This window comes from Paenibacillus sp. FSL L8-0502 (genome assembly GCF_038593055.1).
GTDB lineage: Bacteria > Bacillota > Bacilli > Paenibacillales > Paenibacillaceae > Paenibacillus > Paenibacillus polymyxa_D.
The window spans coordinates 4,983,493-5,005,000 of sequence record NZ_CP151958.1; the positions used below are offsets into that span (position 1 = coordinate 4,983,493).

Sequence of the window (21,508 nt, forward strand, 5' to 3'; positions counted from 1 at the left end):
AAAACCGCATCGAATCAACAACTCCAGTCTAATACTTTATTTTCTTCCGACAATAGAGAGTGTTGCCCCCCTTTACTCCCATGGCATGTAACATCTTAAAAGCCGAAAAATGGCTTTTATAAAAATTCTATTTGGTGACAGCATATATACGGTGCACCTTCCCGTGTACAATTCAGACAAGGGAGACTTGATATGAAATTCAAAGAAACGACGAATGAGATTCCGGCTAATCTAGACCCCAGACTGCAGCGGGTAATTGCTTTCAATCAAAGCGGGACGGAAGCTGCCGGACGGCATGCATTCAACGCAGAATCAGCGGATAAAAACGCCAATGAGATAGCGGTCATCGCCAAAGTGAAGGATATCGAGGCGTGGAAAAACCTGTCCGGGGTCCGGCAAATTTCCGACCTGGGCAGTGTACCTGAGGAGCAGGAGAACGTGCGGCTTGTGACAGCACGAATTGCCGCCGACCAGATTGAACAGATCCGCAAATCCCCGACGGTCATGAGCTTGAAGGCCTCGCAGTTATTAAAACCTCAGCAATTTAAATCCATTGAGGAAACCAAAGCCCGTGCTGACTTGCTGCCTCAAGACACTAAAAGTAACGGCGGCAAAGGGGTAGTCATCGGAATTGTGGATTACGGATGTGACTTTACACACCAAAACTTCATTAATCCAGATGGGACAAGCCGTATCCTCAGCTACTGGGACCAGACAGTTAAAAACTCCAGCGATACCGAGTTTGGATATGGCAAGGTGTTCTCACAAGAACAACTGACCAACGCTTTGAAAACACAAGACCCGTTTGCCGCATTAAAGATTCCTAACCCTAAAGATGAAGAAGAACCCTGGCATGGAACCCATGTTATGGACACTGCTGCCGGCAACGGTAACGGAACCAAAGTGCCCGGAGCAGCGCCGCAAGCAGATATCGTTTTTGTGCAATTAAATGACAAAGATGTTCCGTGGCGGGGGCCAGAGGCAGTTGAGGGGAACTTTGGAGGTTCGGTTCATCTGCTGGAGGCTCTGCAATACATCTTCAAGCTTGCTGACAACCGGCCTTGTGTCACCAATGTAAGTTTGGGCACCAATGGCGGCCCGCATGACGGCACTTCCCTGGTTGAGGCTGGACTCGATACTCTCGTTAGTGCTGCTAACAATCGCGCTATTGTACTGGCGGCCAGCAACTCTTATGCCGACGGCATCCACACGAGCGGAACAATCCAGCAGAATGAAACCCAAGATCTCCACTGGATCGTTGAAAGCTCAGACATAACTTCGAATGAAATCGAAATTTGGTACGATAAAACAGATGAATTCTCCTGCCAACTGATCGCGCCAAACGGGTTAAACCTCGGGGAGATTAAGCTTGGCACGAACCATCAGGTGCTCGGGGAACAGAACGAGATCCTGATCTTTATCTCCCACCGCGAACAAGATCCGAACAACGGTGACAACGTCATCAATATCTTCATGGAGAGAAATTTACTACCTGGTTCATGGACTCTTAAACTGCGGGGAATAAGAATTCAATCGGGTAAATATCATGCTTGGATTGAACGGGATGATAATTGGGAAGACGCTAACGGTGTGTTTTATAAAAACCAATCCCATTTCAAGCAGCCGCTGGATAATACCCACACCCTTGGTTCCATCTGCTGTGGCAAAAAATCCATCGTTGTCGGGTCTTACAGTGCCAAGGAAGCGGGTACACCGCTCTCCTACTTTTCCAGCGCCGGTCCGACACGTGACGGAAGACAAAAGCCGGAGATTAGTGCGCCGGGAGGAAATGCTACCCGAAATGAACCTAAGCAATTCAAAGTTATGGCCGCTAAATCCGGATCCATAAATGGTGTTACTGATATGATGGGCACCAGTATGGCTGCCCCGGCAGTAACCGGTATTGTTGCCCTGATGCTCGCAGAGGCCAAGGCGCACGGCAATTCCTTGACTATTGAAGATATCCATGAGATTCTCCGCAAGTCGGCTAGATCAATGGCGAACGGCTGGCATGATCGCTACGGCTTTGGCCGTATTGATGCCAATCGGGCGGTTCAACTCGTGGCTGAATTAACGCCTGTCCATTAAGGCAAACTAAAAGGAGCCGACTTTATGGGTTGGCTCCTGCTTTGATATAACAAATTAAGAAGGCGAGAAGATCACATGACACAAAAACTGGCGGTCATTGTTATTCACGGTTTAGGCAAGCAGCATGAGGACTTTGCATCAGCTTTCATTAAGGATCTGCACAAGACCTTCTTCCGAATCAGCGGCGAGAAAAACCCGGAGGCGCGAATGGTGATCAAGCCGGTGTGGTGGGCTTCTGTCTTTGCTGAGCGGGAAGAAGAATTGAAACAGAAGCTGGTAGGCGCTCCGTACAATCTGCGATACACAGAGCTAAGAGAATTCATGATTCACTATCTGGCGGATGCTGTCGCATACCAACCCCTAGAAAGCGGGGACCAGAACTATGAAGCGGTTCATCGGACGATAAGCAAGCAATTGAACCGGCTAAGTACTGAAGCCGGAGCGGATGCTCCGCTCTGCGTTATTTCACATAGTCTGGGTAGCGTTATTGCAAGCAATTTCTTCTATGATCTGCAATATGCCCGGCGGAAACCTGAAATCGTAAACCCGGATTCCGCTCTGGAACGGGGGGACACCTTGTCGCTGTTCTATTCCTGCGGATCTACCTTGCCCTTGTGGAGCCTGCGTTACGCCACGTTTGACAAGCCGATCCAAGTGCCTAGCAAGGACTTCTCCGCCAAATATCCCGATATCCCGGGCGAATGGATCAACTTTTATGATAAAGACGATGTTCTGGGCTATCCGCTGAAGAGCGTTCATCCTGAATACGACAAGGCCGTTAGTGAAGACCGTGACGTCAACGTCGGAACGCTGATCGACAGCTGGAATCCCTTATGCCACAATGGCTACCTCACAAGCAGCAAAGTCATAACCCCGATTGCAGAAGGCCTGCACAATCTATGGCAGCAAGTCAACGTGAATGCAATGACCGTACACAAATAGCTGCAACCTCGCCACCTTGATCCGTCTGGATCCGTCATGCTTTTGCGCCGATGCTGCCTGCCGGAATCCACGGTTGCTCCGGTAGTCGCAGGGTCTGCAACGCTGCGGTTCCCGCGACACAGCAAATGGCCACAGTGCGTATCGCCAGGATCAGCTGCTAGATTGGACAGATTCAACGACTGTTGTCCACTCAATCAATAATCAGGGCGGTTGCTTCCCTTCTTATGCTTAGCAGAGTATCCTGCATAGGCTGAACCATCCGGATCAGGAACTGTATCGTTCCAACGCTAGGAACATGCTCCTGATGAATCCAGGTATAGGCCTCCTGCATCTCAGGATATTCCTCCAGCACCTGTCTCACCGGCTGCACCACCAGTCCCTGCTCGTGTCCGGCCAGGAGGAGTCGGCTGTAGAGCATACCTGCTTTGCCCTATATTATTGTCGCTGCTAAGAATCACGGTTTTAACTGATTATGTGATTCTTTATATAAAAGATACATTCCATTCCGTATAAACGATTCTGGAACGAAACATACTATCCCTAATAAAATTTCTGGAGTTGAAATACAAATGGGTAAAATGGTTATTGTTCAACCCATCATTACAGAAGTAAATGAAGTCCTCAGAAGAAATGTATCCGAAATAGATAACGTGCCCGGTGTAAAATTGATCAATACCCCCAAAATCTGGGAGATTGGTGAGTACGGAAAAGGAATAATCATAGCAGTCCTTGATTCAGGATGTGACTGGCGTCACCCTGATCTTAACGGGCAGGTCATAGCGGGTAAAAACTTCACAGATATTGGAAGCCCGGATGATTATTTAGATGAACATGGGCACGGAACGCATGTCGCAGGGACTATTGCTGCTAAGCTAGATGGAAAAGGTGTTGTTGGGGTTGCCCCTGAGGCAAAACTTTTGATTTTAAAAGTACTTAGAATAGATCAGGATAATCCTCAAAACGCAATTGGCAATACTGACTGGCAAGTGGCAGCAATTGACTATGCAATTTCTTGGAGAGGTCCTAATCAAGAGAAGGTAAGAGTGATCTCTATGTCTATAATAGGTGAAGAGGGCGATGAAGCTTATCATGAGGCTATAAAAAGAGCAATAGATAATGATATTCCTGTTGTTACATGTGCGGGAAATAATGGTGATGTTGATGAAGGTGGGGATTGTAGTCCTGAAAATGATGAAATTAGCTACCCAGGTATTTATCCAGAAGTGATTTCTGTCGGAGCCGTGAAATTGGATAAGTCATTTCCCTGCTACAGTGCAACAAACTCACAGGTTGATATTGTAGCTCCTGGTGGTGATGAAAATGCTCCTATATATTCAACGACCCCAAATGGCGGTTATGGTATGGGCTGGAAAACCTCAATGGCAGTGCCGCATGTTTCAGGGGCACTTGCTCTTCTCATCAATACTATTGAACGGGAACTAGGTCGAAGATTAACAGAACGCGAAATTTATGCACAGCTTATTAAACATACAGTCTCGTTAGGAGAGAGTAAAAAGCGCGAAGGAAATGGACTTCTTGATTTAAGTATTAAATAATGCGGAAAATGTCAGCAGTAGCTGTCTTTATTTTAGCCCACGGTTGCGGGCATAATGGCCAGCTCCTGCTATCTTTCGCAGGAGCTGGCCATTTTATCTTAAGGGCACTACTCTTCAATTTAAAGCATGCGACTTTCCTTATTAACCGTACATTTATACTCTAGTCTAACTTCGTTTTTACAATCTAATTCTCATTTTCACTCTAACAATTTATCCCCTTTGGGCAAACAGTTCTTATTTATTATATCGTTTTAATTTCAAATTTATTATTTCTCCAATTTCTTGTTTATCTTCTAAGTTTAGCTTTCGTAAATTTGAAACCAAGTTTAGCTCAAACTCATCTATTTGAATATGGAATAATCCTATGTTAGAATTCACTGGCTCCTCAAGTAGCAGCCATTCTAAATCAATATCAAAATTTAGTTTTAAAGCAATTATTGTTTCAACAGATGGCCTGTACTTATCTTTCTCCAATTCACTTAATGTACCTTGAGAAACGCCAATAATTGATGAAAATTCCATCTGATTAAGCTTATTCATTTTTCGTATAATTTTTATCTTTTCTCCCAAAGTTTTCATTAATCCACCCACAATCAATAAAATACAAACAGTCCCGATCAAGAGTTTTTCATCGGGACTGTTCAAGTTTGGATATTAAGCTTTTTATAGACGAATTTTATAATTAATTAGTCATAAACGGATATATTATAATTAAATATATTTATCGGCATTTAAAAACCAATTTCTAAATCTACAATTAATAATAATCAATCACAAGCTGCTGTAAATTAGAACACAACTTTATTGTCGGAACACATCAGGATTAATAATTTATTAGACATTATTAGTTTTATTTTTAATGACCACTGTCGTTGATTTACCAACTATAATGTCAATTTACCAACTATAATGTCAATTTACCAACTATAATGTCAATTTACCAACTTTAATGTTCATTTACCAACTTTAATGTAACCGAACACCAGACAATTAATTTAGAATTTTACTAAAGCTTATTCTACGGTAACGCTTTTCGCCAGGTTACGTGGTTTATCAACATCATGACCCAGCGCAAGAGAAGCGTAGTAAGCCAACAGTTGGAGAGATACAACCGAAATTGCAGCAGACAGAATTGGAAGTGTCTTCGGAATGGCAAATACCTGATCCACGGACTTCAACAACTCAACTGCGTGCTCTTCGTACGTAATCGCAAGAACATCTGCACCACGAGCCTTGACTTCCTTAATGTTGCTCACGGTTTTCTCCAACACGGATTCCTGTGTTACCAAAGCGATAACTGGAATTCCCTCTTCGATCAATGCCAGTGTACCGTGCTTCAGCTCACCCGCAGCATATGCCTCGGAATGAATGTAGGAGATTTCCTTGAGCTTCAGGGAGCCTTCCTGTACTACAGCATAGTCCTGACCGCGACCAATAAAGAACAGGTGCTTGTGGCTTGCAATTTGCTCAGCATAGGATTTGATCGCATCTGCTTTACCCAGCATCTCTTCCACTTGCTCTGGCAGAGATTCCATAGCAGCCAGCACATGGGCTACTTGCTCATCCGTTTGTGTGCCACGCACTTGAGCGAGATACAAACCAAACAGATAGAACGCAATCAACTGCGAAGAATAGGCTTTAGTCGAGGCTACGGCAATTTCCGGTCCTGCCAGTGTAACCAACACATCATCTGCATCACGAGCGATGGAGCTACCGACTACGTTTGTAATCGCCAGTACATGAGCGCCGTTTGCTTGTGCTTCACGCAGTGCTGCCAACGTGTCAGCAGTTTCACCGGATTGGCTCACCACGATCACCAATGTCTCTGGTGTTACGATAGGTGAACGATAACGATATTCGGAAGCCACATCATTCTCTACCGGTATACGAGCCAGACTTTCAATAACCGTACGGCCAATCAAACCTGCATTGTAAGCTGTACCACACGCAACAATTTGAATGTTGCGGATATTTTTAATTTGTTCTTCTGTCAGCTTCAGTTCAGGAAGAACAACTTTTTTAGTATCTTTATCGATACGGCCCAACATTGTGTCACGATAAGCCTTAGGCTGCTCGTGAATTTCTTTCAGCATGAAATGCTCATAGCCGCCTTTTTCCGCTGTTACAGCATCCCATTCGACATGAATCATTTCCCGAGAAATAAATTGGCCTTCGATTGTCATTAATTCGACAGCATCACTGGTCAAAACAGCCATTTCGCCATCGTTCAAAATAAATACATTGCGTGTATATTTCAGAATAGCCGGAATGTCGGAACCGATAAAGTTCTCGCCTTCTCCCACACCAATAACCAGCGGGCTAGCTTGACGAACAGCAACCAGCTTATTAGGCTCATGCTCTGTCAGCACACCCAGTGCAAAAGCACCGCGCATAAAGGTAATTGCTTTTTGTACTGCTTTAACGATATCCCCTTTATATTCACGCGCAACCAGATGGGAAATAACTTCGGTGTCCGTTTCGGAAATAAAGGTATGACCTTCGCTGATCAGCTGCTCCTTCAGCTCCAGATAATTCTCAATGATTCCGTTGTGAACTACAGAGAACTTTTGGCTCTCATCCAAATGTGGATGGGAGTTTTCATCAGAAGGCTTACCGTGCGTTGCCCAACGTGTATGTCCGATACCTGCATGGCCTACCAACGGCGTACCATCCAGTTTAGCTTCTAGATTCGCCAGACGACCTTTAGCCTTGGCTACTTGCAATCCTGAATCTGTAAACACGGCAATACCCGCAGAGTCATAACCGCGATACTCCAGCTTCTTCAATCCGTCAATCAATACCTCTTGCGTATTCTGATTACCAATATATCCTACAATGCCACACATATTCGTTATCCTCCCGATCATCATTTCACAAGACGACTCATCACAGGACTAACGTGTGCGGTAGATTGTGGAATAAAGTTCATTCATCTATGAAGTTGTCAATGATAACTATAGAATTTACAGGCATCTCTTCACGAATGTAACGAAATTCCCAAACCGCGCACGCCAATGATGATGGCCGCACATTCATGAAATGAATCTTATAATTTAGGTTATAAAACAATAAAGGCATCTACCGGTGCGTTGTGTAAACAGTTGCCTGTTCATTTTCCGCTGCCGGTTTACGGCTTGATGCTTCACCGGAAGGTCCCCGCCGAATGTTTCGAACACCTTCACCTCGTCAGCTTGTTTTGTCGTGAACCGATCTGCAAGCAACTTTATTTCAACTGAATCCGTTGCTTCTCCACCAAGTTCCCCCGCACAAAATCAAGCTCTGGCGCTTGTATTACGTTACCTTACAACCCTCGCTTTCTCTATCTGAGTCACAGCATCCCTATATTATATTCAGCTAAGTATCATTTGGCAATGACACTTTATTCATAATTACACCATGAAGGCAATAAATCGCTAGTAAATAACCGCAAACGCCGTTGCCTGCTTCTTTTTCACAGGCAACCGACGTTTACAAAATTTTAAACTAATTCTTTCTTCACGACATCTACGATCTGACCGACAAATTGCTCCAGCTCATCTTTATCCGGGCCTTCGGCCATCACACGAATGAGCGATTCTGTGCCTGAAGCACGAACCAGTACACGCCCATTATCGCCCAATTGTTGTTCCACCTGCTCAATTGCTTCTGCAATAGCAGGATTCCCCTCGTAATTGCGTTTGTCCTGCACACGCACATTTACGAGCACTTGCGGATACTGTTTCATGAGCGACTTTAGCTCACTCATTTTCTTGCCGGAAGCTTTCAAGGTATCTACCAGCTGAATCCCAGTCAGCATGCCATCGCCTGTCGTATTGTGATCCAGGAAAATAACATGACCAGACTGCTCACCGCCCAGATTAAATCCACCCCGACGCATTTCTTCCATCACATAACGGTCCCCGACCGCAGTTTTTGCAGTCTTGAGTGCCAGCTTTTCAGTAGCTTTATAAAAACCGATATTACTCATCACTGTCGATACAATAGTGCTGTCCTTGAGTTTTCCAGCGCGGTTCATTGCATCTCCGCAAATGCAGAGAATATAGTCGCCGTCTACCTCTTCCCCGTTCTCATCAATTGCGATCAGACGGTCGGCATCGCCGTCAAAGGCCAGACCAATATCCGCTTTCAAGCGGCGCACTTCCTCTTTCAGCTTTTCAGGATGAGTCGAGCCGCAATGATCATTGATGTTCAAACCGTTAGGCTCGGCACCGATGGTGTGCACCTCAGCTCCCAATTCTGCAAAAAGCTTCGGCGCCAGCTCATAAGCTGCTCCGTTTGCACAATCCAGTACAATTTTTATTCCTTCAAAAGAATGGCTAATTGTTGTTTTCAAGAACTCCAGATAATCGTAACGGGAATGCTCGTCTACAACAACCGTTCCCAATCCGCCGCCAATCGGACGAGGCAGTTGGTCTTCTTTTGCATCCATGAGCTCTTCAATTTTCAATTCCGTTTCGTCTGTCAATTTAAAACCGTCACCGCCAAAAAACTTAATGCCGTTATCTTCAACTGGATTGTGTGATGCTGAGATCATTACACCAGCGTCAGCTTTCAATTGACGTGTGAGATATGCCACCCCAGGCGTCGAAACAATACCTAGGCGAACCACATTAGCTCCAATGGACAGCAAACCGGCTACAAGAGCCGATTCCAGCATCAGACCGGATATCCGTGTATCCATACCAATAACAACTGTCGGTTTCTCTACATTACCTGCTAAAACATATCCGCCGCAGCGGCCAATGCTATATGCCAGTTCGGCTGTAAGTTCCTGATTAGCAACGCCTCGTACACCATCTGTACCAAAATATTTCCCCATGTAAAATGACTCCCTTTTTTTTGTCTAATAAATCATGATTATTTACTACAGATAAAACATGTTATGGCTGACTGTTCTCCGGGGTTCCATTCGCAGAAGAATCTGCGCCGTTATGAGGATTTGTTTTATCCTCCGCAGCTGCGTTGTCCCCGGTCTTAGCGTCAGAGTTTCCACTTTGATTGCCTTGCCCCTCCTGTGGCCTCTCCTGCCCCTTTTCGCCACTACCAGAGGGGTTTGATTCATTCTCACTATTCGGATTCGTTACAGCAGGCGTAGAAGGGCTCTCAATGTTGATCGTTGCCTTTAGTTGGCCAGCATTTCCGGCTTGCGTAATATATTTAGGCAAGCCTACTTTCAGAGTAACCTCGTGTTGACCAGCCGCGAGGCCACTTACATCTGCCACCAAACTAATATCATCATTGGTTAAATTGTTTACCAGATCCTGCGGGCCCTTCACAGTAACATCCATCGTCTTGCCTGCGGGCGCTGTAACAGTCGCAGTCGCTCCATCTCCTGCACCTTGTAAAACGATTGGGATGCCTGACAGCGTCCGTTCCGTATCTGTGACTTCATTGGAAGGAACAACAGTCACCTGAATTTGTATGGACCCTGGCTCGATTTTATCAGAACCTGAGGGGGCTGCCAAATTAGCTTGAACTGTACGAGTCCCCGCTTCCGTAAATTGGCTTAAATCCAATGTAGCCGTGACGTAAGAGCTGAGGCTGCTCAATACATCCTGCGATGCATATACCGCCGCTTCCTTCACGTTTGCATTCACTTTAGAAAGCACCAGTCCGTCTGGCAACTCTCCGGAATAGACAATCTTAACAGGCACAGACTTCGCCTGCTGAGTTACCGGAATTTCAACGGACACAGTAGACGGCTCAATGACCGCTCCCGTAAGTTCCTGTCCCTTTTTATTATAAGCCTTCAGTTTTACACGCTTCTGTTCAAACTTTTCTGAGATGCCATCCGTATTAACAGCCCCCAGAACGGCAGTGACGGTACTCAACTGGCTTTTGGGCAAGGTGACCTTTACGGTCTGAGGAGCAATCACAGGCTTACCAAGCTGCAGTCCCGCATCTGGGTTTCCTTTAGGAACTATAGATACATTAAATGATTTCGTTTGTTTTTCCTCAATCGTCACTGTAACACGGTTAGGAGTCATAGATACCAACTCCACTCCATCCGGCAAGTCCGGTTCGAGTGACAATGTTTTAGTACCTGCTCCTAGGCCGTTTAAGTTTAGCTTTGCTTGATAATTATCCGCAAAAAAGGAAGTCAACACAGAACGCTGTCCTCTGACCTCCATCTTAACATGGTCAGTATCCATGGTTGACAATACATATTTTGAATCATCCAGACCACTGGCCTGAATGGCTACATTATCAATCACTTTATTATTATAAGAAACGGTCAGCGTAGATGAAGGTGTACCTGTATCTAGATGGACCATTCCCCACAGCAGGATAGCAACCGCAAGCGCCAATATCTTGGAAATCGTATTATTGTTAATCCATTTGTCCATCATGAATTTCCACGGCCTCCCCTCCGATTCCAGAATGAGCCGCGTTTTTCCTTCAAAGACGGTGTTGGCCGCAACTCCTCATACAGCTTGGAGATTAGGGATTCTTCCTTAATGTCGCGCACGACCTGTCCATTAATGGCCAAAGAAATTTGTCCTGTTTCCTCCGATACCACGACAGTTACGGCATCCGTTACCTCACTCACCCCAATCGCAGCCCGGTGACGGGTTCCCAGCTCTTTGCTAATGAACGGATTTTCCGATAATGGCAAATAACAGGCCGCAGAAGCAATCTGTTTATTTTGAATAATCACCGCACCATCATGCAGAGGTGTATTAGGAATGAAGATGTTAATTAGCAGTTCAGAACTGACTACAGCCTGTGTCTTGATACCAGACTCCGTATATTCGTTTAGCCCGGTCTCGCGCTCAAATACGACCAAAGCTCCTATTTTCCTACGTGATAAATAATTCAGCGCCTTAATCATTTCTCCGATTAACTTGTTAATCTCTTCATCATCCGCAGACGAACGCCCAAATAATTTGCCACGCCCCAATTGCTCCAGTGCACGACGCAACTCAGGCTGGAAAATAATAAAGATAGCCACCACACCAAAGGTGAACATCTGATTCATCAACCACTTGAGCGTATACAAATCAAACCAGGTGCTAACCGCCCAAATGACAACCAGAAACAGAATCCCTTTCAACAATTGAACTGCACGCGTTCCGCGAACAAGTAAAATAAGCTGATACATAATATAGGTTACGATCAAAATGTCGATAATATCTTTAATGGACTCTTTCCAAGTCAGGTCCGCAAAATAATCCAACATGCGCATGCCCCCGCAATTTTCTGTAGTGAGTGGGTGTAATATGTACACAGTGTGCTCTCTCTATCTAGGTTATAACGATCAGGCTCACGTTGCAAGCTGTGTGACAAAAGAACCGCCAAAATCAGTAAAATACAGTACAATTCGCCAGCTTCATATACAAAAAAACGCCTTTTCCAGCGGAAAGAGGCGCTCGATATCGTCCTTGCCATTTCAAGCTTCTTTTATGGAGAAGAAGGTCCCCCGAATAAATCAGTAACCTTGTACCAAATCCAATCCAAGGTTTGATCAATACTTTTAACCTGTCCTGCAATATGGGCGGTGGACGCTTGATAATAAGAACCATCAATTACAGTGACATTTCCTTCCACTTCGCCGTATACACGGGCTTCACCATTTTGCACTGTTAAATCTCCGGCAATGGATTTCCCCTCAGGCACAATCACAGTATCGCCCTGAATAACAACTTGATCCAGATGACTTCCTTTGACTACCAATTGATGGTCCGTGCTAGAAAAGCTGGCCATGCTTGAGCATATAACAATAAGGAAGAAGGCGGCGGCTGTTACAGCGGGATGCCTTTTCACCCAGGTCAGCATAGGCACCGCAGTCTGTCTTTTATGCGGCGGCAAAGCATTCATAATGCGAAATGTCAGCTCATCCGATACACACGGCACTTGATGATAGCGTGTACCGTAAAGCATCGCATCCGTCCGCTCCAGCTCTTTAAAACGCATGCGGCATTCCGGGCAGTCTAACAAGTGCTGTTCCAACTCATGTTTGTCCTGCTCAGACAGGTCGCCATCTAGATAGTCATGCATAAAAGAGACGGCTTGTTTGCAATCCATATGAGCCAATCCTTTCTAATATTCTTCCGTGTTTCTCAACATAACATGCTCCGGCTTAGAAACTTTGCTCATCTTACATACGTTACAACGAGCATTATGTTTCATAAAAACATCTACGCAGACTCTTTTCCTAGAATCTATGCGCATGATCTATAGCTTGTGCTCCAGTTTTTTGCGCAGAAAATCCCGTCCCCTGTGTACTCTTGTCTTAATAGTGGTGACTGGGAGATTGAGCACATCGCTGATTTCCTGTAAGGAAAGCTCCTGCAAGTACCGTAAAACCATAATCGTTCTGTATTTATCCGGAAGGCTGTCGATGGCGTCATGAATCAAGGCCTGTGTTTCAGACAGAAGCGTGCTCCCCTCAGGGGTAAGCTCTTCACTGGCGAGCATGGCGTACCCATCGACACCTTCCTGATCATTCATTTCAGCATCAAGTGAGTATGTAGGTTTTCTCCTTCGCAGACGATCAATGCACAGATTTGTAGCAATTCGATAAATCCAAGTTGAGAATTTCTGTCCATGATCGTATTTTTCCAAATTACGATACACACGCAAAAAAGTTTCCTGCACCAGATCCTCCGCCTCATGGCGATTACCTAGCATCCGGTAGGAAAGATGAAAAATCCGATCTTTATATAACTCGACTAACTCCGCAAAAGCTCGCTGATCGCCTTTCTGTACCAGCCTTACCAAGCGGCTTTCCATATTATCCACTCTATACTCCCCCAGACTTGCTGATGGGTTACTTATTATATGTTTATGATTATTCATCGTAGTTTAATTTTATCCGGAAATCAACTGTAGTATTGTTACTAACTGCAAGCACGCCTGCCTTCAATATACAAACAGCACAATCGGGTACCCCATGAGTACCCGATTGCCTGTATTCGTACAACCGCACTATATCAGCCCGTATTTCTCAAGCCTGCGGCAATTCCGTTAATCGTCAACAATACCTCACGTAGCATCTCCGTATCATCACCGTTCTGATCCCGCAACTCCCGTAGCTCACTTAGCAATTGAACCTGCAAGTAACTTAACGGATCGACATAAGGATTACGCAAGCGGATAGATTCCTGAATAACCGGCACGTCGTCCAAAATCTCGGATTGTCCGGTTATTTTCAAAATCAACTCAGATGTCAGCTTAAACTCCGCTGAAATCTGCCCGAAAATACGCTGCCGGGCCTCTTCATTATCCGACATCCCAGCGTACTCTTCTGCAATCAGTAAATCCGCTTTAGCGATTGCCATTTGCAGTGTATCAATAAGTGACCGGAAGAAAGCAGAGTCCCTAAACATCGTTTGCAGCACTTTAAGGTTATCCTCATTGTTTTGATAGAAGCTTTGCAAACCTGTTCCAGCCGCATACCATGCAGGTAACAAGTAACGGCTTTGTGTCCATGCAAAAACCCATGGAATGGCGCGCAAGTCCTCAAAACGTTCGCTGTTCTTACGCTTGGACGGACGAGATCCAATGTTGAGCTCGCCCACCTCAGGCAACGGTGTAGATTCTTTGAAGAAGTTGAAGAAATCTGGATCTCGGAAAATCAAATCCTGATACTTATCCAGTGATACTTGGGAAATGCGGGCGATAATCTCCTCCCAGCTCTCCTCAAACACTTCCTTCTTCCCGGAACGATGATATGCTACAGCCGTAATCAGCGCCGATGTTGCCTGCTCCAAGCTCCGGTACGCGATACCTCTGAGCGAGTATCGGGATGATAGTACTTCACCTTGCTCCGTAATCTTGATTCCGCCTCCAATCGTATGAGGAGGTTGAGCCAAAATACTGCGATTAAGTGGCATTCCTCCACGACCCAGCGCACCTCCACGACCGTGGAAAAACTTCACTTTTACGCCAAACTCATTAACTACTTCCGTAATGCTGTTCATAGCGACCCGAAGTTCCCAGTTCGCTGTAACCACACCGCCATCTTTATTGCTGTCCGAGTATCCCAGCATAATCTCCTGAAGCTGGTCCATCGCAGCCACAGATTGTCGATATACAGGCAAGTTCATCAATCTTCTCATAATATCAGGTGCAGCGTGCAGATCATCTATCGTTTCGAACAAAGGGACAGATTGCAGCGTACAGATAACAGTGCCATCCTTCTCGATGCGGAACAGGCCTACCTCTTTGGATAAGACCATAACCTCCAGTAAGTCACTAGCTCCCTGAGTCATACTGATCAAGTAGCTTGTAATGGACTGCTTGCCGAATTCCTCCTGAGCCAAATAAATCGTACGATATACATCAAGACATTCCTGTGTGCTATCGCTATATTTTAAATAAGGTGAAGTAATCGGACGAGGTTCATTCAGCAGCTTTTCCAGCAGATTAATTTTTTCTTCTTCTGACAGCTTACTGTAATCCGACACAATATTCATTTTAGAAAGAATTTCAGTCATCGCATTTTCATGTTCCTGACTATGCTGACGGACATCCAGCGTAGCTGTATGGAATCCAAACAACTCTACCTGGCGAATCATCTTTTGAATATACGTGTTTGCCACATAATCGGCAAAATGATGACGCAGACTGTGGTCAATAACATTTAGGTCTGCAATGAGCTCTTCCGCAGAATTGTAACGCTCATTGGTACCCTGTTTGCTTTCATCCAGGATGTTGTTCACTTTAGCAATCATATATGCCAGTTTAATGCGGTAAGGCTCTTTTTCGTTATGCCATACTTCCATCTTTTTAAGTGTAATGTGAGTACGGTCTTCTTCAATAGAAGCCAGCAGAGCATCGGAAACTCGCACAATGCTGGTGCTGAAACTCAAGTAACCCATGAGTTCCTTTAACGTGTGCTGATATTCTCTCAAAGCCAACTTGCGCTGCATACGTAACGTTTCCCAAGTCACATGAGATGTCACAGACGGATTGCCGTCCCGGTCTCCACCGATCCAGGAACCAAATCTCAGATAAGTGGGTATGTGCCATTTTTGTTCGGGATAATATTTGTCTAAACATCGTTCCAATTCTTGATATACATCTGGCAGTACATGAAACAAGGTCTCGTGAAAATAATACATTCCATTTCTTACTTCATCTAATACAGTTGGCTTGCGATCACGCAGCTCATCTGTCTGCCACAGCGTAATTACTTCGTTTAGCAGATTCTCCCGTACCTGTTCCCGCTCACGCAAGGTAAGCATCGGATTATCCAGCAGCATGACGTCCTCGGAAATGCGCTTATGGATATCAAGTATTACTCGTCGTGTCGCTTCTGTAGGATGTGCGGTCATGACCAGCTCCAAAGAGAGCTCATTCAGCAAGTTACTAACGTCCTCAGCGGAGAAGCCCCCTTGTTTAAGCTCCTGAACGGAACTTTCAATGGAACCAGGTTGAACATCTTCACCAGCCGAATGCTCATAATCCCGCTTACGACGAATACGATGGTTTTGCTCAGCGATATTCACCAACTGAAAATAAATCGCAAACGCGCGAATAACCTGGTGACGAATATCCGTATCCAGTCCGCTGACCATTTGTTTGAAATTCTCATACAACTCCGGCTGATACCCGGCACGTAACGATTTACTTGTCTCACGTATTTTCTCCACGATATCCAAAAGTTCGTTGCCACCCTGATGAACCAATACCTCACCAAGAATATTCCCTAGAAAACGAACGTCCCGCCGCAGCAGATTGTTGGATTGGTTTTTGTTAGCGGTTAACGTAAGCTCAGTCATGCTTTTCCCCCCATCTGATCTGTTCCACACCATATACAGTTGTAGAAAAGGTACGTATACACACGAAATTTGACACTTTCTTAACATCATACAATAAAACCGCATGAAAAGCTGCAAAATTTACAGTAAAAAATCATCTTTTTGAATTACTTCTTTCGAGAAAATATTGGATTCTTATGAATAAATATGAAATTAATAAATAGAAATTAATGTATACACTAGTGATACGTGAAACATTATGCACAGTCTCTTATAAAGAGTGTGTTTTTAAAGGTACAAATTCATGCAACGTAGTGTGTATATGTTTATTATTTGTTGACAAAGTCAACTCCATTAGCCTTCTATCCACAAAGATATACACAAATTAGCCATTTTCTCAGTGTTTCTAAGGTATTTCCTCATTAACACTCCGATTTTTACCCACATAAATAAAGGGAAATGTGCACAACCCAAGAGCAACTGTTGAGTTATCACCATAAATTCGCACCATAATAGCTATAGGATTCCTATATTTAAAGGATTTGATCACGAAATTAGCCTTACTGCAGGAGAAAGGGGTACGTTAGAGGAGGAAATTCGAGATCTAGGTGTCAAAAGTAACAAGAGCCTATGTACAATATACACAAGTCATCCCCAACTGTGCATGACAGGAGACATATTTGCATTGGCCTATATACATAGAAGTAAATGTAATGTGGACAAAATAAAAAGAAGCCTTTCGGCTTCTAGGTAATCGGTAAGCGGGTGATGGGAATCGAACCCACGCTATCAGCTTGGAAGGCTGAAGTTCTACCATTGAACTACACCCGCAAATTAGTATCGGGATGACACGATTTGAACATGCGACCCCCTGGTCCCAAACCAGGTGCTCTACCAAGCTGAGCTACATCCCGATATTATACTTTTTTAAATATGGCGCGCCCTGAGAGATTCGAACTCCCGGCCTTTTGATTCGTAGTCAAACGCTCTATCCAGCTGAGCTAAGGGCGCAAATATGGAGCGGACGACGGGAATCGAACCCGCGACCCTCGCCTTGGCAAGGCGATGCTCTACCGCTGAGCCACGTCCGCAAAAACAATATGCGCGTGGAGGGACTTGAACCCCCACGTCAAAGACGCTAGATCCTAAGTCTAGTGCGTCTGCCAATTCCGCCACACGCGCATGTAATACAATGGTGAGCCATGAAGGACTCGAACCTTCGACACCCTGATTAAAAGTCAGGTGCTCTACCAACTGAGCTAATGGCTCTTAATGGCTGGGGATATAGGATTTGAACCTATGCATGACGGAGTCAAAGTCCGTTGCCTTACCGCTTGGCTAATCCCCAATATGCATATGATTCACAATTCCCCAAGAATTCATCCAGGTAAGAGGATGAAAAATGGTGGAGGCTGAGGGGATCGAACCCCCGACCCTCTGCTTGTAAGGCAGATGCTCTCCCAGCTGAGCTAAGCCTCCATACTACCCTATGACCCGTAGGGGATTCGAACCCCTGTTACCTCCGTGAAAGGGAGGTGTCTTAACCCCTTGACCAACGGGCCATCCTATAACAAGCTCTCAACCGGGTTCGAACCGGTGACCTCATCCTTACCATGGATGCACTCTACCTGCTGAGCTATGAGAGCAAATGGCTCCCCGAACAGGACTCGAACCTGTGACAACTCGATTAACAGTCGAGTGCTCTACCAACTGAGCTATCAGGGAATATTAAGCATAAAGCTCTGCTTGGCGACGTCCTACTCTCCCAGGACCCTGCGGTCCAAGTACCATCGGCGCTGGAGGGCTTAACGGTCGTGTTCGGGATGGGTACGTGTGGAACCCCTCCGCTATCGCCACCAAACATGAATTTGCTATGCAAATTCTTCCGTAAGGTTATTCGCTTCATTACTTATCGTGTGAATGAATAGCCATGCGCTTGTCGTATGTCACTTGTACATACTTCCAAGGTGTTACACCCTGAAAACTGGATCCGAAACTCATTTGCGTTTTATCTTTAGGATAAGCCCTCGACCGATTAGTATTGGTCAGCTCCATGCATTACTGCACTTCCACCCCCAACCTATCTACCTCGTCGTCTTCAAGGGGTCTTACATACTGGGAAATCTCATCTTGAGGGGGGCTTCACGCTTAGATGCTTTCAGCGCTTATCCCTTCCGTACATAGCTACCCAGCGGTGCTCCTGGCGGAACAACTGGTACACCAGCGGTACGTCCATCCCGGTCCTCTCGTACTAAGGACAGCTCCTCTCAAATTTCCTACGCCCACGACAGATAGGGACCGAACTGTCTCACGACGTTCTGAACCCAGCTCGCGTACCGCTTTAATGGGCGAACAGCCCAACCCTTGGGACCTACTTCAGCCCCAGGATGCGATGAGCCGACATCGAGGTGCCAAACCTCCCCGTCGATGTGGACTCTTGGGGGAGATAAGCCTGTTATCCCCAGGGTAGCTTTTATCCGTTGAGCGATGGCCCTTCCATGCGGTACCACCGGATCACTAAGCCCGACTTTCGTCCCTGCTCGACTTGTAGGTCTCGCAGTCAAGCTCCCTTCTGCCTTTGCACTCTTCGAATGATTTCCAACCATTCTGAGGGAACCTTGGGGCGCCTCCGTTACTCTTTAGGAGGCGACCGCCCCAGTCAAACTGCCCACCTGACACTGTCCTCGCACCGGTTTACGGTACCAAGTTAGAACCTAGATACGATCAGGGTGGTATCCCAAGGATGCCTCCCTTCAAGCTGGCGCTCAAAGTTCGACGGCTCCCACCTATCCTGTACAGATCGTACCCAAATTCAATATCAAGCTGCAGTAAAGCTCCATGGGGTCTTTCCGTCTTGTCGCGGGTAACCTGCATCTTCACAGGTATTAAAATTTCACCGGATCTCTCGTTGAGACAGCGCCCAAGTCGTTACGCCATTCGTGCGGGTCAGAATTTACCTGACAAGGAATTTCGCTACCTTAGGACCGTTATAGTTACGGCCGCCGTTTACTGGGGCTTCGGTTCATAGCTTCGCCCCGAAGGGCTTACCACTCCCCTTAACCTTCCAGCACCGGGCAGGCGTCAGCCCGTATACTTCGCCTTGCGGCTTCGCACAGACCTGTGTTTTTGCTAAACAGTCGCTTGGGCCTTTTCACTGCGGCCCCCTCGGGCTATTCACCCTACCGAGGCACCCCTTCTCCCGAAGTTACGGGGTCATTTTGCCGAGTTCCTTAACGAGAGTTCTTCCGCGCGCCTTAGAATTCTCTTCTCGCCTACCTGTGTCGGTTTGCGGTACGGGCACCTTCTCCTGGCTAGAGGCTTTTCTTGGCAGTCTGAGATCATGACCTTCGCTACTACAATTTTCGCTCCCCATCACAGCCCAGCCTTAACGATGTGCGGATTTGCCTACACACCAGCCTCACTGCTTAGACGGACATCCATCAGTCCGCGTCACTACCCTACTGCGTCACCCCATCGCTCATAGCGGATTACGGTGGTACAGGAATTTCGACCTGTTGTCCTTCGACTACGCCTATCGGCCTCGCCTTAGGTCCCGACTTACCCTGAGCGGACGAACCTTCCTCAGGAACCCTTAGGCTTTCGGCGGATCTGATTCTCACAGATCTTTTCGTTACTCATACCGGCATTCTCACTTGAATGCAGTCCAGCGCTCCTTACGGTACACCTTCAACCCGCATTCAACGCTCCCCTACCCCTGATGCAAGCATCAAGCCATAGCTTCGGTGGTGTGTTTAGCCCCGTTACATTTTCGGCGCAGAGTCACTCGACCAGTGAGCTATTACGCACTCTTTCAATGGTGGCTGCTTCTAAGCCAACATCCTGGTTGTCTGTGCAACTCCACATCCTTTCCCACTTAACACACACTTGGGGACCTTAGCTGATGGTCTGGGCTGTTTCCCTTTCGACAATGGATCTTAGCACTCACTGTCTGACTCCCGGAACTAAATCTATGGCATTCGGAGTTTGACTGAGCTTGGTAACCCTTGCGGGCCCCGCACCCAATCAGTGCTCTACCTCCACGATTCTTCTTTCCGAGGCTAGCCCTAAAGCTATTTCGGGGAGAACCAGCTATCTCCGGGTTCGATTGGAATTTCTCCGCTACCCCCACCTCATCCCCGCATTTTTCAACATGCGTGGGTTCGGGCCTCCAGTGCGTGTTACCGCACCTTCACCCTGGACAGGGGTAGATCACCCGGTTTCGGGTCTACGTCCACGTACTCAAATCGCCCTATTCAGACTCGCTTTCGCTGCGGCTTCAGCTCTTCACCTTAACCTTGCACGGGAACGTAACTCGCCGGTTCATTCTACAAAAGGCACGCCATCACCCCTAGATCGGGCTCTGACTTCTTGTAAGCACACGGTTTCAGGATCTATTTCACTCCCCTTCCGGGGTGCTTTTCACCTTTCCCTCACGGTACTGCTTCACTATCGGTCGCCAGGGAGTATTTAGCCTTGGCAGATGGTCCTGCCGGATTCATACGGGGTTTCACGTGCCCCGCACTACTCGGGATCCGTCTCGGAGAGAACAAGTTTTGAACTACAGGGCTTTTACCTTCTCTGGCGGGCCTTTCCAGACCTCTTCATCTAACCGGTTCCTTTGTAACTCCATGTGAGACGTCCCACAACCCCAAGGAGCAAGCTCCTTGGTTTGGGCTAATCCGCGTTCGCTCGCCGCTACTGACGGAATCACTATTGTTTTCTCTTCCTCAGGGTACTTAGATGTTTCAGTTCCCCTGGTCTGCCTCTATTCTGCCTATGTATTCAGCAGAAAGTGACTGTCGATGAAGACAGCCGGGTTTCCCCATTCGGACATCCCCGGATCAAAGCTTGCTTACAGCTCCCCGAGGCCTTATCGTTGTTCGCCACGTCCTTCGTCGGCTCCTGGCGCCTAGGCATCCTCCGTGTGCTCTTTGTAGCTTAACCTAGTATTTACATCGTAAATACGATTTGCTTTGAATTTCGGTTCAACACTTACGTGTGAATGAAATTCAAGGCAGCTACCTTTATTTCACTTGTTTACACAAGATCAGCTTAAAGGAATATTCTAAAACGCAATTTCGTTTCGGTATCCAGTTTTCAAGGTGCAATGCAGTTTCATCGAAACTGTAGCCTGTGCGAACATCGGTCCATCTCAACCGAGTGGATGATATTCATGCAGTTATTTGGTGGAGCCAAGGGGGATCGAACCCCTGACCT

The 21,508-nt window shown here is 46.3% G+C and carries 12 protein-coding genes, 12 tRNA genes and 2 rRNA genes (1 of these 26 cut by a window edge); 3 read left to right on the forward strand and 23 right to left on the reverse strand.

Going from position 1 to position 21,508, the window contains the following annotated elements; translation table 11 throughout:
* Positions 1–192: 192 nt before the first annotated feature.
* A complete protein-coding gene (locus NSQ57_RS21720; protein ID WP_342425298.1) occupies positions 193–2,088 on the forward strand; it encodes a S8 family peptidase in 1,896 nt (631 codons plus the stop codon).
* Positions 2,089–2,295: 207 nt separating this feature from the next.
* The gene (locus NSQ57_RS21725) at positions 2,296–3,030 is read left to right on the forward strand and encodes a chemotaxis protein (RefSeq protein ID WP_256026081.1); all 735 of its coding nucleotides are present in this window, start codon (positions 2,296–2,298) and stop codon (positions 3,028–3,030) included.
* Positions 3,031–3,220: 190 nt separating this feature from the next.
* Here the strand turns inward: NSQ57_RS21725 and NSQ57_RS21730 are convergent, their stop codons facing one another.
* A complete protein-coding gene (locus tag NSQ57_RS21730) occupies positions 3,221–3,448 on the reverse strand; it encodes a hypothetical protein (RefSeq protein WP_342425299.1) in 228 nt (75 codons plus the stop codon).
* Between the two features lie 151 nt (positions 3,449–3,599).
* Here NSQ57_RS21730 and NSQ57_RS21735 point away from each other — a divergent pair, with 151 nt between their 5' ends.
* Positions 3,600–4,586 carry a S8 family peptidase gene (locus NSQ57_RS21735; RefSeq protein WP_069011565.1) on the forward strand — a complete coding sequence of 329 codons (987 nt, stop codon included), beginning with the start codon at positions 3,600–3,602 and terminating at the stop codon, positions 4,584–4,586.
* Between the two features lie 234 nt (positions 4,587–4,820).
* Here the strand turns inward: NSQ57_RS21735 and NSQ57_RS21740 are convergent, their stop codons facing one another.
* From NSQ57_RS21740 to NSQ57_RS21845, 22 genes are all read right to left on the reverse strand, one after another.
* Positions 4,821–5,165: a helix-turn-helix transcriptional regulator gene (locus NSQ57_RS21740; protein WP_069011564.1), complete on the reverse strand. Its 345-nt coding sequence runs from the start codon at positions 5,163–5,165 to the stop codon at positions 4,821–4,823.
* Positions 5,166–5,599: 434 nt separating this feature from the next.
* On the reverse strand, positions 5,600–7,432 hold the full coding sequence (glmS, locus tag NSQ57_RS21745; protein ID WP_029516807.1) for a glutamine--fructose-6-phosphate transaminase (isomerizing): 1,833 nt from the start codon (positions 7,430–7,432) through the stop codon (positions 5,600–5,602).
* Between the two features lie 632 nt (positions 7,433–8,064).
* Positions 8,065–9,405, reverse strand: coding sequence for a phosphoglucosamine mutase (gene glmM / locus NSQ57_RS21750; protein WP_029516808.1), 1,341 nt, complete (start codon positions 9,403–9,405; stop codon positions 8,065–8,067).
* 61 nt (positions 9,406–9,466) lie between these two features.
* Positions 9,467–10,936, reverse strand: a complete 1,470-nt coding sequence (locus NSQ57_RS21755; RefSeq protein ID WP_029516809.1) for a CdaR family protein — start codon at positions 10,934–10,936, stop codon at positions 9,467–9,469.
* Positions 10,933–11,766 (reverse strand): diadenylate cyclase CdaA, encoded by an 834-nt coding sequence (cdaA, locus tag NSQ57_RS21760; protein ID WP_013312127.1) that lies wholly within the window; start codon positions 11,764–11,766, stop codon positions 10,933–10,935. The genes NSQ57_RS21755 and cdaA overlap by 4 nt, the downstream gene beginning before the upstream one ends.
* A 221-nt stretch (positions 11,767–11,987) precedes the next feature.
* Complete coding sequence (locus tag NSQ57_RS21765) at positions 11,988–12,611, reverse strand: zf-HC2 domain-containing protein (protein ID WP_307353483.1); 624 nt, start codon at positions 12,609–12,611, stop codon at positions 11,988–11,990.
* A gap of 150 nt (positions 12,612–12,761) precedes the next feature.
* The gene (gene sigW, locus NSQ57_RS21770; RefSeq protein ID WP_016818747.1) at positions 12,762–13,328 is read right to left on the reverse strand and encodes an RNA polymerase sigma factor SigW; all 567 of its coding nucleotides are present in this window, start codon (positions 13,326–13,328) and stop codon (positions 12,762–12,764) included.
* A 191-nt stretch (positions 13,329–13,519) separates the two neighbouring features.
* Positions 13,520–16,312: a phosphoenolpyruvate carboxylase gene (gene ppc, locus NSQ57_RS21775; protein WP_029516811.1), complete on the reverse strand. Its 2,793-nt coding sequence runs from the start codon at positions 16,310–16,312 to the stop codon at positions 13,520–13,522.
* Between the two features lie 739 nt (positions 16,313–17,051).
* Positions 17,052–17,122: transfer RNA gene (locus tag NSQ57_RS21780), tRNA-Gly, on the reverse strand.
* Positions 17,123–17,131: 9 nt separating this feature from the next.
* Positions 17,132–17,205: transfer RNA gene (locus NSQ57_RS21785), tRNA-Pro, on the reverse strand.
* 20 nt (positions 17,206–17,225) lie between these two features.
* Positions 17,226–17,302 (reverse strand) — tRNA-Arg (locus tag NSQ57_RS21790).
* A gap of 5 nt (positions 17,303–17,307) precedes the next feature.
* Positions 17,308–17,382: transfer RNA gene (locus NSQ57_RS21795), tRNA-Gly, on the reverse strand.
* A 10-nt stretch (positions 17,383–17,392) separates the two neighbouring features.
* Positions 17,393–17,473, reverse strand: a tRNA-Leu gene (locus NSQ57_RS21800).
* Positions 17,474–17,484: 11 nt separating this feature from the next.
* Positions 17,485–17,560, reverse strand: a tRNA-Lys gene (locus tag NSQ57_RS21805).
* A gap of 4 nt (positions 17,561–17,564) precedes the next feature.
* Positions 17,565–17,639 (reverse strand) — tRNA-Gln (locus NSQ57_RS21810).
* Between the two features lie 55 nt (positions 17,640–17,694).
* A tRNA-Val gene (locus NSQ57_RS21815) sits at positions 17,695–17,770 on the reverse strand.
* Positions 17,771–17,781: 11 nt separating this feature from the next.
* A tRNA-Glu gene (locus NSQ57_RS21820) sits at positions 17,782–17,853 on the reverse strand.
* Between the two features lie 11 nt (positions 17,854–17,864).
* Positions 17,865–17,937 (reverse strand) — tRNA-Thr (locus tag NSQ57_RS21825).
* A 3-nt stretch (positions 17,938–17,940) separates the two neighbouring features.
* Positions 17,941–18,016, reverse strand: a tRNA-Asn gene (locus NSQ57_RS21830).
* 19 nt (positions 18,017–18,035) lie between these two features.
* A 5S ribosomal RNA gene (gene rrf / locus NSQ57_RS21835) occupies positions 18,036–18,152 on the reverse strand.
* Between the two features lie 154 nt (positions 18,153–18,306).
* Positions 18,307–21,235 (reverse strand): 23S ribosomal RNA (locus tag NSQ57_RS21840).
* A 240-nt stretch (positions 21,236–21,475) separates the two neighbouring features.
* A tRNA-Ala gene (locus NSQ57_RS21845) sits at positions 21,476–21,508 on the reverse strand; it runs 43 nt beyond the window's last position.